Source organism: Martelella sp. FLE1502 (assembly GCF_053484255.1).
Map to the genome: position 1 here is coordinate 76,398 of NZ_JBAKFQ010000005.1, position 14,094 is coordinate 90,491.

11 protein-coding genes and 1 pseudogene are annotated in these 14,094 nt (G+C 62.5%); 9 read left to right on the forward strand and 3 right to left on the reverse strand.

Going from position 1 to position 14,094, the window contains the following annotated elements; translation table 11 throughout:
• Window positions 1–358 precede the first annotated feature (358 nt).
• The 3 genes from V6767_RS06360 (at window position 359) to V6767_RS06370 (ending at window position 3,978) form a co-directional block, all read left to right on the forward strand.
• Entirely contained in the window at window positions 359–1,873 is a 1,515-nt protein-coding gene (locus V6767_RS06360; protein ID WP_448472687.1) for a Ppx/GppA phosphatase family protein, read from the forward strand.
• Window positions 1,874–2,584 carry an RlmE family RNA methyltransferase gene (locus V6767_RS06365; protein WP_448472688.1) on the forward strand — a complete coding sequence of 237 codons (711 nt, stop codon included), beginning with the start codon at window positions 1,874–1,876 and terminating at the stop codon, window positions 2,582–2,584. It abuts the gene before it with no gap.
• Window positions 2,585–2,694: 110 nt separating this feature from the next.
• A complete protein-coding gene (locus tag V6767_RS06370) occupies window positions 2,695–3,978 on the forward strand; it encodes a GGDEF domain-containing protein (RefSeq protein ID WP_448472689.1) in 1,284 nt (427 codons plus the stop codon).
• Window positions 3,979–4,029: 51 nt separating this feature from the next.
• Here the strand turns inward: V6767_RS06370 and V6767_RS06375 are convergent, their stop codons facing one another.
• Entirely contained in the window at window positions 4,030–5,325 is a 1,296-nt protein-coding gene (locus V6767_RS06375) for an alpha/beta fold hydrolase (protein WP_448472810.1), read from the reverse strand.
• A gap of 132 nt (window positions 5,326–5,457) precedes the next feature.
• Window positions 5,458–5,847, reverse strand: coding sequence for a DoxX family protein (locus V6767_RS06380; RefSeq protein ID WP_448472690.1), 390 nt, complete (start codon window positions 5,845–5,847; stop codon window positions 5,458–5,460).
• Between the two features lie 238 nt (window positions 5,848–6,085).
• Here V6767_RS06380 and V6767_RS06385 point away from each other — a divergent pair, with 238 nt between their 5' ends.
• Window positions 6,086–8,410 (forward strand): NADP-dependent malic enzyme, encoded by a 2,325-nt coding sequence (locus V6767_RS06385; protein ID WP_448472691.1) that lies wholly within the window; start codon window positions 6,086–6,088, stop codon window positions 8,408–8,410.
• A 398-nt stretch (window positions 8,411–8,808) separates the two neighbouring features.
• Window positions 8,809–9,522 (forward strand): response regulator transcription factor, encoded by a 714-nt coding sequence (locus tag V6767_RS06390; RefSeq protein ID WP_448472692.1) that lies wholly within the window; start codon window positions 8,809–8,811, stop codon window positions 9,520–9,522.
• A gap of 42 nt (window positions 9,523–9,564) precedes the next feature.
• On the opposite strand, the gene V6767_RS06395 is transcribed toward V6767_RS06390, so the two are convergent.
• The gene (locus tag V6767_RS06395) at window positions 9,565–10,146 is read right to left on the reverse strand and encodes a thymidine kinase (protein WP_448472693.1); all 582 of its coding nucleotides are present in this window, start codon (window positions 10,144–10,146) and stop codon (window positions 9,565–9,567) included.
• A 175-nt stretch (window positions 10,147–10,321) separates the two neighbouring features.
• Here V6767_RS06395 and choV point away from each other — a divergent pair, with 175 nt between their 5' ends.
• The 4 genes and pseudogenes from choV to V6767_RS06415 all read left to right on the forward strand — a co-directional run bounded on the left by choV (window position 10,322) and on the right by V6767_RS06415 (window position 13,955).
• Complete coding sequence (choV, locus tag V6767_RS06400; protein WP_448472694.1) at window positions 10,322–11,386, forward strand: choline ABC transporter ATP-binding protein; 1,065 nt, start codon at window positions 10,322–10,324, stop codon at window positions 11,384–11,386.
• Window positions 11,383–11,865: pseudogene (locus tag V6767_RS06405) on the forward strand (HugZ family pyridoxamine 5'-phosphate oxidase); the annotation flags it as partial. The gene choV and the pseudogene V6767_RS06405, both read left to right, overlap by 4 nt.
• A 249-nt stretch (window positions 11,866–12,114) precedes the next feature.
• Entirely contained in the window at window positions 12,115–12,435 is a 321-nt protein-coding gene (locus tag V6767_RS06410; RefSeq protein ID WP_448430882.1) for an ArsR/SmtB family transcription factor, read from the forward strand.
• A 191-nt stretch (window positions 12,436–12,626) separates the two neighbouring features.
• Window positions 12,627–13,955 (forward strand): aminotransferase class III-fold pyridoxal phosphate-dependent enzyme, encoded by a 1,329-nt coding sequence (locus V6767_RS06415; RefSeq protein ID WP_448430880.1) that lies wholly within the window; start codon window positions 12,627–12,629, stop codon window positions 13,953–13,955.
• Window positions 13,956–14,094 lie beyond the last annotated feature (139 nt).

A 14,094-nucleotide genomic window follows, 5' to 3' on the forward strand; every position in this document is an offset into this window, starting at 1 on the left:
AAAGGCCGGGCTTTGCCAAGGGGGAGATGCAAAATTTTCCGTGCTTCGGGAAGGTCGCTGTCGACAGCATCTCGCGACTGATGCCACTCCGGCGTCCGTTCCGGGTCTGCCGAAGCGGGATTGTCCGAAATCGGGCGTTACCGTTTCCTGCGTCGTGCCGGCAAAGGCCTGCAGAAGGAAGGTCGCGGCGTCGCACAAACGCGCGTGAACCGGGCGCCATCGGGCGCGGCCGGCAGCCTCTCAGAAAAGTCATTGGCCTTGCGGCCTTACGCTGCTATGATTACGTCAACTGAAAATCATATGAGCGCCTTGCAGCGAGCCATTCAATCGGTTTGCGCGGCGTGATGGAATTGGCAAAGTGGAAGACCCCCAAAACAGCGCTGAGCTGTCCGATGGCGGGGCGCGCTTGAACAATGGCGGCAAGGGCAAACGCGCCCGCCGCCGATCCCGGAAAGGTCGCCGCAAGGCCGCCGCCGGAGTGCCCGCATCGCAGGATGCCGTCGTCGCCGACGGCAATGAACAGGCGCGTTCGCCGGAGAGCGGCGAAGCGAAGCCCGCCCGCAACGGCAAGGCTGCGCGCCATCCCTCTTCGGACCGGAAATCCGGCGAAAACCTCGCCAACAGCCCGGATCGTGACGGCGACAAGCCGGCGCGGCGCAAACGCAGGCGTCGGCGCGGCCGGCGTGCGCATACCAAGGGGCCGCTCGGCGCCGATGGCTGCAAGCATGTAGCGGAAAACAAACCCGCTGGCAGTGCCGACACGGCCACACAGCCCCCGCCGCCTCCACCCCGTCGCGAGACGCCGCAGAGCAGTGTCGGCGCGCCGCAACGCGCGCCCGGCCACGGCCTCTATGCCGCGCTCGACCTCGGCACCAACAACTGCCGGCTGCTGATCGCCCAGCCCACGCGCCACCATCAGTTTCGCGTGGTCGACGGCTTTTCGCGCATCGTTCGCCTGGGCGAGGGCCTTGCCGCCACCGGCAGCCTTTCGCCCGCCGCCATGGACCGCGCCATCGAAGCGCTTGCCATGTGCGCGGCCAAGCTCAGGGGCCGCTCCGTCCGGCGCATGCGGCTGATCGCCACCGAGGCCTGCCGCTCTGCCGACAATGGCGAGATCTTCCTCAAACGGGTGCGCCAGGAAACCGGGCTGGAACTCGAAATCGTCAACCGCGAAACCGAGGCAAAGCTCGCCGTATCGAGCTGCGCCTCGCTGATCGGGCGGGAGACGCGCTCGGCCGTACTGTTCGATATCGGCGGCGGCTCCTCGGAAATCGCGGTGATCAAGCTCGACGAGAACCGATCCTACCGGCTCGCCAACCACATCTCGCACTGGACATCGCTCCCCGTCGGCGTGGTGACGCTGTCCGAGCGCTATGGCGGCCATGACGTGACGCCGGAAATCTTCGAGGACATGGTGGCCGAAGTCACCCGCATGCTCGGCGATTTCAACTGTCCGGGTATTGGCGGCGGAAAGGACGATGAGGGCTTTCATCTGATCGGCACGTCGGGCACCGTCACGACGCTCGCCGGCGTCCACCTCGATCTGCCGCGCTATGACCGCCGCAAGGTCGACGGCATCTGGCTGACCGATGACGAGGTCACGGCCATGCAATCCAAGCTGCTGTCCTGGGATTTCGCCGGCCGCGCCGCCAATCCCTGCATCGGTCCGGATCGCGCCGACCTTGTGCTTGCCGGCTGCGCCATTCTGGAAGCGATCCGCCGGCGCTGGCCGTCCTCGCGCATGCGGGTTGCCGACCGCGGCCTGCGCGAGGGACTTTTGACCGATATGATGATGCATGACGGGGTCTGGCGCAAACAGCGCCGCCGCGGCGGCTTCAACCGCCGCCAGGGCGCGGCTGCAAACAATGACTGAATGGGACCGAACGTGACCAAACCACCCGCCAAGCCGGCCAGAACGGGTCGCAAGATCGGCCAGAAAGTCAAGAAGACCAAGCTGAAGGCGTCCTCGCGCCGCTGGCTGGAGCGTCATATCAACGACCCCTATGTGCAGCGCGCCAAGACCGAGGGCTTTCGCGCCCGCGCGGCCTACAAGCTGCTGGAAATCGACGAGAAGCATCAGATTCTCAAAGGCGCGCGCCGGATCATCGATCTTGGAGCGGCGCCCGGAAGCTGGTCGCAGATCGCCGCCAAGGTCACCGGCTCCACCGATACCGACATTCGCGTCGCGGCCATCGACTTTCTTGAGATGGACGGCGTTCCGGGGGTGAAATTCTTCCAGATGGATTTCCTTGACGAAACCGCCCCCGCGCTTCTGCGCGAGGCGCTGGACGGGCCGCCCGACGTGGTCATCTCCGACATGGCCGCGCCCACCACCGGCCATCGCCGCACCGACCATCTGCGCACCATGTATCTGTGCGAGGTCGCGGCCCATTTCGCCGTGGAGACGCTTGCCGAGGGCGGACATTTTCTCGCCAAGACCTTTCAGGGCGGCGCCGAACATGATCTCTTGACCATGCTCAAGCAGAACTTCCGCCAGGTGATCCACGTCAAGCCCGCGGCGTCGCGCTCCGAATCCGTGGAAATGTTCGTGCTTGCCAAATCATTCAAGGGGCGGAATGCCTGACGATGGATGACTTTTTGGCCGGGCAAGGGAACCATCCCCTTGTTTGAGAATTTGCAACTCATGGACAGGCTCACTGGCAGTCGGCCCGACAACCGATTGCGGTGCGTTTGATGCAGGCTTTGCCCCTACTGGATTTCAAGACCCTCGAAGTCGTCAACCTCGTGGTCGCCATCATCTCTGCGGTGGTGTGGGCGACGACGGGCCTTGCCTATCGCGGTCTTCCGGCCGCGCGCTATCTGTTCGGCTCGAGCCTGGCAATTGCCTTTGGCGCCGCGCTGAAGACGGGTCTTACGCAGGACAGTGCCGCATGGATCAGCATTCTCGCCCTGGAAAGCATCGTGTGCGGGCTGTGGCTGCTTTATAGCGGGGTGCGGAGCTTTTTCGGCCGGCCGATCCGCGCCCGGCAGGCGGCTGCCGCATTGCTCGTTACCCTGGCTTTGCTGATCGTGTTTCACCAACGCTGGCTGCTGCGCGAGGCCATCTTCGTTTTCGCGCAGATCCTGCCGCTGTTCCTGCTGCTACCGCTATTCGTGAAACATGGCAGCCGCAACAGTTTCGGCATCCAGCTTGCGGCGGCGGGCGCCGTCATCGGAATATTTTCCTATCTGACGATCGGCCTCGCCTGCGCGGCCAAGGGGATCGCGCTCTACGCCATCCCGTCGCTCGAACACGTTCAGACCTATGGGCTGCTTCTCGGCATGGTCAGCGCGTCGCTTCTGGTTTTCGGCATCGCGCTGATGATCATCGAGCACCTGCTGCACGAGGCGGAGAATATGGCCAAGCACGATGAACTGACGGGCATTTCAAACCGCCGCGATTTCATGTTCCAAATCGAACGCGTTCACGCGCTGTGCGCTGCCGCCAATATCCCTTACAGCGTGCTCCTGATCGATATCGACAAGTTCAAGAACTGGAACGACAGCTATGGCCACGCCGTTGGCGACGAGGCCCTGCGCCATTTCGCCCGCACGGCCCTGGACCAGCTCAAAGACGATACCCAGGTCCTCGCCCGCACCGGCGGCGACGAGTTCTCGCTTCTCCTGCCGGGCGAAGGCGCAAAACAGGCGGCCGAGATCGCCCAAACGCTGGTCGAAGCGGTTCGCGCCCGCGCGGTCTGCGTCAATGGAGAGGTCCTGCACCTGACCGTCAGCATCGGCGTGGCGGTGTACATGCCCGGCAGCCAGGCCGGCTACAACGATATTCTGGCCAATGCGGACGTGGCGCTCTACGGCTCCAAGAATGCCGGGCGGGACCGCTATACTGTGTTCGACAAGCGGAACGTCAGGGCCGGTGACGCCCCTTTTCCGGCGCGGTTCCGGCTGATCGAAAAGCCGGGCGCACCGCCTGCGGGCGTTCCCGAACGGCGCACGCCGGAACTACCGCAATCTGGCTGAGATGACCTGAAGGCGAAGAGCGCGTCGTCGCTCCGCCGGCACTTGCGACGCTCAGCCGTGCGGTCCGCCCTCGGCCATCACCATATCCCGCAGCCGTTCGAAGACGGCCGGACTCTGGCGCACGCCGTCATGCTCATATTCATTGGTGACCCAGACCCGACAATTGCCGAGACGGTTTGCCGTCTCCAGCGACAGGCCCGCATCGACATACATGTCATCATGATAGACGGCGGCGGCCACCGGAACGTCATTGGCGAACAGCCGCGTGGCGTCGTAAAGCGGCGGATTGTCCGTTCTTGCCGCAAGCGCCTCGACGGCGGCGGCGAACGGACGCAGCGACCGGATTTCCTCGAACATCCACGGATACATCATCTCGCCGGTGAACAAGAGCGGCCGGCGCGCCGGATCGAAGCGCGGGAATTCGGCCCGTATCCGTTCGGCGGCGGAGGCGGTGGGCCGGGGCCCCTGGGCATAAATGCTTTCCTGCAGCACCGCGAACAGCGGATTGCCGGCAAAGCCGGTCTCAGCCATCACGGAGAACACGAAGCTCTCCGACAGCCGCGTTTCGTCGGCGTCCGCGAAGGCCTCGTCGAGGAGGAAATGAAGCGCTTCGAAGCCGGGCCCCATGCCGAGCCCCAGCCCGAGGGTCTGCAGCCGCCGCACGCTTAACCGGTCGCCGTCCGGCAGGTGAACCGCATTGTTTTCAATGAAGTCGGCAATGCGCCCGGCAAGCCGCTCATCCTCGGGATAGCGCTGGAAAAAGCGCCGATTCTTGGAAAGGACGCGCGGATAGGTGCGGCGGTAGACCTCCTCCGCCTCGGTTGAAAGTCCGGCAAGCCCGCCGGTGACATAGCAGGCGGCGAGACCCTCCGGCGCGCGCGACAGATAGGTGAGCGTGATGAAGCCGCCGAAGCTCTGGCCGAGCGTCTCCCATTTGACATCGCCCAGCAATTGTTTGCGGATGTGCTCGCAATCGGCGACGATGCTGTCGGCGCGGAAATGCATCAGGTAGTCCGCGGCCGCCGCGCCGCTTTCGAAACGGGAGATGATATGGCCGTCGATCGGACTGCTGCGGCCGGTTCCGCGCTGGTCGATCAGCACCACCCGGTGGGTCTTCAGCGCGGCCTTCAGCCATGGCGGGCCGCCGGCGACCGGGCGCGGCGATTTTCCGCCCGGCCCGCCTTGCAGAAAGGCGAGCACCGGCAGGTTCTCCCGCCGCTTGACCGGATCGACGATCTCGCGGGCGAAAACCTGCAGCACCGGCCCCTCCGGCCGGCTCCAGTCGAGCGGCACCGGCACCAGCATGTCCCGGATCATCATGCCGGGAATGATATATTGCTTCGGCATCATGGCGGCAGATCTCCTTCTGTCTCTGCCGTGGCCTAGAGCAGTTCGGGGTGAAGGGCAACCATGCCCGGCCAAGACAACAAAAAAGCGGGCGCCAGGGCCCGCTTTCGATTGTCTTGAATGCGCTGAGGCTTACTTGCGCTTGCCGTCGAGGCTGAAGGAGCCGGGACCCGCGAAGACGAGGTAGAGGAAGATGAAGCAGAACAGGATTGCCGCGTCGCCGCCGTTCAGAGCCGGGAAGAAGCTATTCGGCGCATGCATCATGAAATAGGCAACGGCCATCATGCCCGACAGGATGAAGGCGGCCGGACGGGTGAAGAGGCCGAGAATGATCAGCACGCCGCCGACGATTTCAAGAATGCCACCGACCCACAGCAGCGAAAACATGGGCGGATGAAAATCCGAGACCGGAAAATGCAGTATTTTCTGGGTGCCATGCTCCAGAAAGAGAAGCCCCGTGACGACACGCAGAATGGCCAGGAAGATCGGCGCCATCGGCTGCAACATGCGGTTTGTGCTCATAAATCAGCTCCGTGATAATGGTTGCCCGCGCGGGCGCGGTTTCAGAAGCCGCTAACATACGCGAAAAAACAGATCGCGGAAGACGAGGATGTGTAAACACTGCGTCGCCAGCCGCACCGCCTCCCGAAATCCAAAAGCGACTGAAGCGCACCCGATGGATTGCAGTTCCTTTTTTCCGCTCATATAGTCGCCCGACTTTATGGGGACCGGATTTTTCGCCGTGCAAGGAGACCAGACGATGAGCGAACCGACAGGAAAGAAGCCCGCCGGGGAAGACCTCCAGCAGCAGGCTCTTTTTTATCACCGCTATCCGCGCGCCGGTAAGCTGGAAATCCAGGCGACCAAGCCGCTCGGCAACCAGCGCGACCTCGCCCTTGCCTATTCGCCCGGCGTCGGCGCGCCCTGCATCGCCATTCACGAAAACCCGCATGACGCCGCGCAATACACCTCCCGCGCCAATCTGGTCGCCGTGATCTCGAACGGCACCGCCGTTCTCGGCCTCGGCAATATCGGCCCGCTCGCCTCCAAGCCGGTGATGGAAGGCAAGGCGGTGCTGTTCAAGAAATTCGCCGGCATCGACGTTTTCGATATCGAGATCGACGCGCCGTCGATCGATGGCATGGTCTCCACCATTGCCGCGCTGGAGCCCACATTCGGCGGGATCAACCTTGAGGACATCAAGGCGCCGGAATGTTTCGAGGTCGAGCGGATATTGCGCGAGAAGATGCAGATCCCGGTGTTCCACGACGACCAGCACGGCACCGCCATCATCGTCGCCGCCGCGATCCTGAACGGGCTGGAGCTTGCCGGCAAATCACTGGAGAACGTAAAGATCGTAGCCTCGGGCGCAGGTGCTGCCGCGCTCGCCTGCCTTAACCTGCTGGTCTCGCTTGGCGCCAAGCGAGAGAATATCTGGGTCTTCGACATTGACGGCCTGGTCTATCCCGGCCGCGAGACCAATATGGACCAATGGAAGGCTGTCTATGCGCAGGAGAGCGACGCCCATGCGCTGGCCGATCACATCGCCGGTGCGGACGTGTTTCTCGGCCTCTCGGTCGCCGGCGCGCTGAAGCCGTCGCTGCTCAAGCAGATGGCGCCGCGCCCGATGATCATGGCGCTCGCCAACCCCGTGCCGGAAATCATGCCCGATCTCGCCCGCGCCGAGCGCGATGACGCAATGATCTGCACCGGCCGTTCGGACTTCCCCAACCAGGTCAACAACGTCCTGTGTTTCCCCTATATCTTCCGCGGCGCGCTGGATTGCGGCGCGCGCACGATCAACGAGGAAATGAAGATGGCCGCCGTGCGCGCCATTGCCGGGCTCGCCAAGGAGGAGGTCTGGGAGGCCTCTCGCACTGCCGCCAATGGCGAGCCGCTGATCTTCGGTCCGGATTACCTGATCCCCTCGCCGTTCGACCCGCGCCTGATCCTGAGGATCGCGCCCGCCGTTGCCCGCGCCGCGGAAGAAACCGGCGTCGCCGAGCGCCCCATCCCGGACTATCAGGCCTATTACGATCATCTGAACCGCTTTGCCTTCCGCTCCGGCCTGGTGATGAAGCCGGTCTTCGCCGCCGCCAAGGCGGCAGAGCGCAAGCGCGTGATCTTCTCCGACGGCGAGGACGAGCGCGTGATGCGCGCCGCCCAGGTGCTGATCGAGGAAGGCATTTCCCAGCCGATCCTGATCGGACGCCCGAACGTGCTCGAAACCCGCATGAAGCGCTACGGCCTACGCATGAAGCTGCACGAGGATTTCGAGATCATCAATCCGGAGAGCGATTCGCGTTTCCGCGAATATGTCGACGAATACCTCTCCTTCGTCGCGCGCAAGGGCGTCACCCCGGAGCGCGCGCGGACCATCGTGCGCACCAACACCACGGTGATCGGCGCGCTCGCGGTCAAGCGCGGCGATGCGGATGCGCTGCTGTGCGGCGTCGAGGGCCGGTTCGAAAAGCACCTGCGCGATATCGGCAACATCATCGGCAAGCATGAGGATGTCCGCGATTTCTCGAGCCTGGGGCTTTTGATCTCTAACCGCGGCGCAACCTTCTTCGCCGATACCCATGTGACCTATTGCCCGAGCGCGGAAGAGATCGCGGAGACCACGATCCAGTCCGCCCGCGCTGTTGCCCGTTTCGGCATCACGGCGAAGGCAGCACTCGTCTCGCACTCCAATTTCGGCTCGCGCGATTCCGAAAGTGCCGCCAAGATGCGTGAAGCGCTGGCGCTGGTGCGCGCCCGGATGCCCGAGCTCGAGGTCGACGGCGAAATGCACGGCGATACCGCGATTTCCGAATTGCTGCGCGAACGCGCCATGCCCAACAGCACGCTGACGGGCGAAGCCAATCTCTTGATCTTCCCCTCGCTCGATGCCGCCCATATCACCATGACGGTGGTCCAGAGCATGCTCGAAGCGCTGCATGTCGGCCCGATCCTGCTCGGCAGCGCGCTCCCGGCGCACATCATGTCGCCCTCGGTGACCTCGCGCGGCATCGTCAACATGGCGAGCCTTGCGGTGGTCGAGGCGGATGTCGCGGCCTCGGAGAAGCGCCGGGCGGCCGAGTAGGCCGCGATCGCAATAACTCGCTGACTTCTAAGCCCAATACGGTCAGCACATCGCCGGCCACGGCTTTTGGCCGAGCGAAACCGCATGCGCCGTGAATATTTTGACACGCCGAGACCGGGCGTTCCGCTCCGGGATTTTTTCTTCAGCCTGTCGTGACGCAGCGACCGGAACATTAAGAATCCTTGCGATCAACTACAACCTTAACTTGATTTTTATATATTAAAAGGTTTATCAGACTCCGGGCGCTGCTCTAAAATAGACATTGCCCGTGTCAACTAATGGGAGAACAGACCACCAGCGCGGTTGCAAATATGTGCGACAGCAGGCGATCGGCCTGAACCGGTCAACTTGTTTAGCGATACAAAATGTACTTTTAAATCAACATAACAGAAGCAATAATGACGGACGAAGCCAGAATCTCGGAACTGCACGCTCGGGTCGCAGGCGCGGACACAACAACGGTACTGATCGTTTCGCTGGGGGAGATAACATCAACCTTTGGTTTTAACCACTTTACGTTGACTGACATTCCTCAGAGCAATGATGCGCTGCTGCAGTCGCTGATCCACTTCACCTCGCTGCCATACCCCCTTATAGCCGCCTATGATCAGGCGGAGATTCTGCAAAACTCTGCCTTTGTGCGATCATGGAGGAAAGCGGATTCGCCGATCGAATGGGATATCGACCAGTTCGAACTGGAGGACACGGAGGCCGCGTTCGGCCAGCGCCTCAAGACGATCCATGTCCGCATGGGGGTGGTCTTCACGGCGCCGGATTGTCAGCCGGAACCCCTGGCCTTCCTGCTGTTCGGCGATCGTGAACCGCTCGGCGAGGCGGAAAAGGCGGCGCTCGACAGGCTGGCCGTTGCCGCCTGTCGCCGGTTCGAGCAGTTGCGGCCGGTTTCCGCCCACCATCTGAAGAGCCTGTCCTCGCGCGAGCTGGAGGTCATCAAATGGACCGCCGAGGGCAAGACATCGCACGAAATCGGCAGGATCCTCAATCTCTCCGACCATACCGTCAATGCCTATCTGGCGAACGCGATCCGCAAGATGGAATGCGTCAACAGGGCCCAGCTTGTCGCCAAGGCGATCCGTCTCAAACTGATCGAATGAGCGCGGAGCGGTGCAGTGCGGTGCGGTGCGGGAGGAAACGCTCTATCGGCGGCCCGTCTTCTCCTTCCAGTGCAAACGGCAATAGGAAACGTAGCGATCATTGCCGCCGACCTCGATCTGCGGGCCTTCGAGCAGCGCGTTGCCCGCCTGATCCAGTCGCACGACCATGGTTGCCTTGCGGCCGCAATGGCAGATCGTTCGCACTTCCCTCGCTTCATCCGCGAGCACGAACAGTTCGGCCGAGGCTGGAAACAGCCGGCCCATGAAATCGGATCTGAGGCCATAGGCCATCACCGGAATCTTCAGTTCATCGACGACCCGCGCCAGTTGCCAGGCATGCTCGGCGGTCGCGAAATGGGCCTCGTCGACAAACAGGCAATCGATCTTGCGCTCTTGGTCGAGCGCGCTGGCGCATTCGAACAGGTCGGTGTCGTGACCGAACGTGACCGCATCGGCCTTGAGCCCGATCCGCGAGGAAACCACGCCCTTGCCGCCGCGATCGTCGAGTTCGGCAAGCAGGATAACGGCATGCATGCCGCGCTCGCGGTAATTATAGGCGGCCTGCAGCAGCAGGGTCGATTTGCCGGCGTTCATCGTGGCATAGTAGAAGTGAAGTTTCGCCATTTCGCGGTCCTTTTTCTTCCTTCTTGCCGCGAACCGCAGCCCGCAAGAAGCCTGAATCGCGGAAAGCCACAGAAAAGCGCGGGCCGCCGCTTTCGCGCGGCGCATCTTGCCGCTTGTGCGCGAATATGAGAAACAACCGCCTGCCATCCCCTCCTGCCATGCCGATGCAAAGCCCATGGAAACAGTCGTCGAGATCAACGCAATCGATATCGTCTACGGCAGGCATGCGCGCCGCGCCCTGCCGCTCATCGATGCCGGCCTTTCGCGTGATGACATTCACGCCCGCACCAGCAGCCTCGTCGGGGTCTCCAACGCCTCGCTGACGCTTGGACGCGGCGAGATCGTCGTTCTGATGGGCCTTTCGGGCTCGGGAAAATCGACCTTGCTGCGCGCCGTCAACGGCCTGGCGCCGGTCGTGCGCGGTGACGTCGACGTGCACACCGAAGACGGCGTCATCAATCCCTATACCGCCAGTGCAAAAGCGCTCAGGGCGCTGAGGGCGCGGTCCGTTTCCATGGTGTTCCAGCAGTTCGCGCTGCTGCCCTGGCTGAGCGTTGCCGAAAATGTCGGCCTCGGGCTAGAGCTTTCGGGTGTGCCCAAACGCGAGCGGCGCGAGCGCATCGAAGAACAGCTTGAACTGGTCAACCTCTCCGACTGGGCCGACAGCCCGATCGACGCGCTTTCAGGCGGCATGCAGCAGCGTGTCGGCCTTGCGCGCGCCTTTGCCACCGGCGCGCCGATCCTTCTGATGGACGAGCCGTTTTCCGCGCTCGATCCGCTGATCCGCGCCCATCTGCAAGATGAACTGCTTGCACTGCAGCAGCGCCTCAGAAAATCGATCCTGTTCGTCAGTCACGATCTCGACGAAGCTATCAAGCTCGGCGATCGCATCGCGATCATGGAAGGCGGCAAGATAATCCAGACGGACACGCCGCGCACAATCATCAAGAACCCGATAAATGACTATGTTGCCGATTTCGTGGCCAACACCAATCCGATGGCGGTTCTGACCGCAGCAGACATCATGAGTCCCGTTTCATCCCGCAGCCAACTCGACACGCAGATCGCAGCGACCGTCAAGGCCGCCACACCGGCCATGACGCTGATACGCCTGCTTGCCGAGCGGCCGGGCACGATCGGGGTGGTCGAGGGCGGGCGGATTGCCGGAACGATTTCCCACCGCGAAATTGCCGCCGGCCTTTCGCCGCGACGGCCGCAATCGGCAGGGCCTTTGACATGAACGAGAAAGCCTCTCCCTTGCGCGAAACCGACGAAGCGGCCATCAGCCTGGCAAAATCGCTTCTGCGCGATGCCGGTTTTGCCGCCCTTGCCGTCAACGAACCGGAGACCGGATTTCCGCTCGCAAGCCGAGTGCTGATCGCGACCGACACCGACGGCGCGCCCGTGATCCTGATTTCGGCGCTATCGAGCCATACCAGGGCGATCGAGCGCGACGGCAGGGTTTCGCTTTTGACGGGGGAACCGGGAAAGGGCGACCCGATGGCCCATCCGCGCATGACGACGCGGTGCCTGGCCGGGGTCATAGAACGCGGCAGCGACGACCACGCGCGGATGCGGGCGCGGTTCCTCGAACGCCACCCGAAGGCAAAGACCTATATCGATTTCCCGGATTTCAACCTCTACCGCCTGTCGCCGGTATCGGCGAACCTCAATGGCGGCTTTGGCAAGGCGTACGCCATCGAGGGCAAGGATCTGATCGAACCCGAGTGAAAGCCTGACCGCATGTCGCGTCACGTCGAGATCGGCTCCTGCTTGTCATTTGTCAGTAATCAGTCGAGTTAATTCGATGCAGAGGGCGGACGGAAATGGGTTTCTCCTTTATTTTCGGTCACCCTGTTAAAAAATACCCTAAATTTCGTATTATTTTTTTCCGGGAGACTCAGTTACATTCCATTTTAGGCATTGGAAAAATTATTGACACTTCGCGTCAAGCTAAGGAGTACTGATGTGAGCGCAAACAAACTATCAGACAAGACCTCTCCGGCCGCCAGCCTGCTTTCGGCGATGGCAAATCCGAAACGTCTTCAGATTCTCTGTGTGCTGATCGAAAACGAAATGCCGGTTGGCGCGCTCGCGGTCCGCGTCGGCCTCAGTCAGTCCGCCCTGTCGCAACACCTGTCGAAGCTGCGCGCGCAGAACCTCGTGGAAACGCGGCGCGAAGCGCAGACCATCTATTACAGCACCCATGCCGAACCGGTACGCAAGCTTCTCGACACGCTCGGCGAGATTTACGACGAGGAAGTGATCGCCAGCCGCAAGGCGGGCTGATACCAAGGGTATGAGCCTCTGTCGGTCGGCGCGTCGCGGACCGGCAGGAATAGTCAGGGCAATGCCTGACGGATTGTGCCTCCTGGCAGAGGCTTTCGCTTGACGGCGGCGGTACCGCTGATAACGTGCTCTCCAATAGTAATGAAGCAACAGGGCCCGGCGACGGGTCGCTTTCTTTTGTGGAGCAGCTCATGTCCGACAGCGCCAATGTGACGCCCAACAACCTCGACGCATTCTGGATGCCGTTTACCGCCAACCGGCAGTTCAAGAAGGCCCCGCGCATGTTCGTGGCCGCCAAGGACATGTATTACACGACCGCCGACGGACGAAAGGTTCTGGACGCGACCGCGGGGCTGTGGTGCGTGAATGCCGGTCACTGCCGGCCGAAGATCGTCGAGGCGATCCGCAAGCAGGCCGGCGAACTCGATTACGCCCCCGCCTTCCAGCTCGCCCACCCCAAGGCTTTCGAGCTTGCCAACCGGCTGGTCGACATCGCGCCGGACGGCATGAACCATGTGCTCTACACCAATTCCGGCTCCGAATCGGTCGAAACCGCGCTCAAGGTCGCGCTTGCCTATCACCGGGCGAAGGGCGACGGCTCGCGGTTCCGGCTGATCGGGCGAGAGCGCGGCTATCACGGCGTCAATTTCGGCGGCATCTCGGTCGGCGGCATCGTGGCCAACCGCAAGATGTTCGGCACGCTTCTGACCGGCGTCGACCATCTGCCCCACACCCACCTGCCGGAAAAGAACGCCTTCACCAAGGGCCAGCCGGAGCATGGCGGCGATCTGGCGAGCGAACTCGAGCGGATCGTCACGCTTCACGACCCCTCGACCGTGGCCGCCGTCATCGTCGAGCCGGTCGCCGGCTCCACCGGCGTTCTCATTCCGCCGAAGGGCTATCTCAAGAAGCTGCGCGAAATCTGCACCAAATACGGCATCCTGCTGATCTTCGATGAGGTGATCACCGGTTACGGCCGTCTCGGCACGCCCTTTGCCGCGCAGTATTATGACGTCAAACCGGACATCATCATCACCGCCAAGGGTCTGACCAACGGCGTCATTCCGATGGGCGCGGTGTTCGTGACCTCCGCGATCCATGACGCCTTCATGAGCGGCCCGGAGCACATGATCGAGTTCTTCCACGGCTATACCTATTCCGGCAATCCGATGGCGTCGGCAGCGGCGCTCGCCACGCTCGACACCTACAAGGAGGAAGGCCTGCTGACGCGGGCCGCAGAACTCGCGCCCTATTGGGAAGAACAGCTCCACAGCCTGCGCGACTGCCCCTATGTCATCGACATCCGCAATACCGGGCTGATCGGCGCGATCGAGCTGGAGCCGATCGCGGGAGAACCAACCAAGCGCGCCTTCACCGCTTTCCTGAAAGCCTATGAAGACGGCCTGCTGATCCGCACCACCGGCGATATCATCGCGCTGTCGCCGCCGCTGATCATTTCCAAATCCGAGATCGACGAACTGTTCGAGAAGCTGCGCAAGGTGCTGATGAACAATATCTGAGGCCGCCGCGCATTGTAGCGGGCGTGAAAGCCGGCGCATCGGGTTTTCCCGCCGCGCCGCTTTCCGCCGCCGCTTCGGATCAGGCGAGAACCGGTTTCGCCTTTTAGCCCGTCCTTTATTGCTATTGCGCTGCCGCAAA

Coding starts and splice junctions, on each gene's coding strand:
- choV (WP_448472694.1), top strand. CDS start 10,322: ATGGAAACAGTCGTCGAGATCAACGCAATCGATATCGTCTACGGCAGG.
- V6767_RS06390 (WP_448472692.1), top strand. CDS start 8,809: ATGACGGACGAAGCCAGAATCTCGGAACTGCACGCTCGGGTCGCAGGC.
- V6767_RS06365 (WP_448472688.1), top strand. CDS start 1,874: ATGGGACCGAACGTGACCAAACCACCCGCCAAGCCGGCCAGAACGGGT.
- V6767_RS06370 (WP_448472689.1), top strand. CDS start 2,695: ATGCAGGCTTTGCCCCTACTGGATTTCAAGACCCTCGAAGTCGTCAAC.
- V6767_RS06380 (WP_448472690.1), bottom strand. CDS start 5,847: ATGAGCACAAACCGCATGTTGCAGCCGATGGCGCCGATCTTCCTGGCC.
- V6767_RS06415 (WP_448430880.1), top strand. CDS start 12,627: ATGTCCGACAGCGCCAATGTGACGCCCAACAACCTCGACGCATTCTGG.
- V6767_RS06375 (WP_448472810.1), bottom strand. CDS start 5,325: ATGCCGAAGCAATATATCATTCCCGGCATGATGATCCGGGACATGCTG.
- V6767_RS06385 (WP_448472691.1), top strand. CDS start 6,086: ATGAGCGAACCGACAGGAAAGAAGCCCGCCGGGGAAGACCTCCAGCAG.
- V6767_RS06395 (WP_448472693.1), bottom strand. CDS start 10,146: ATGGCGAAACTTCACTTCTACTATGCCACGATGAACGCCGGCAAATCG.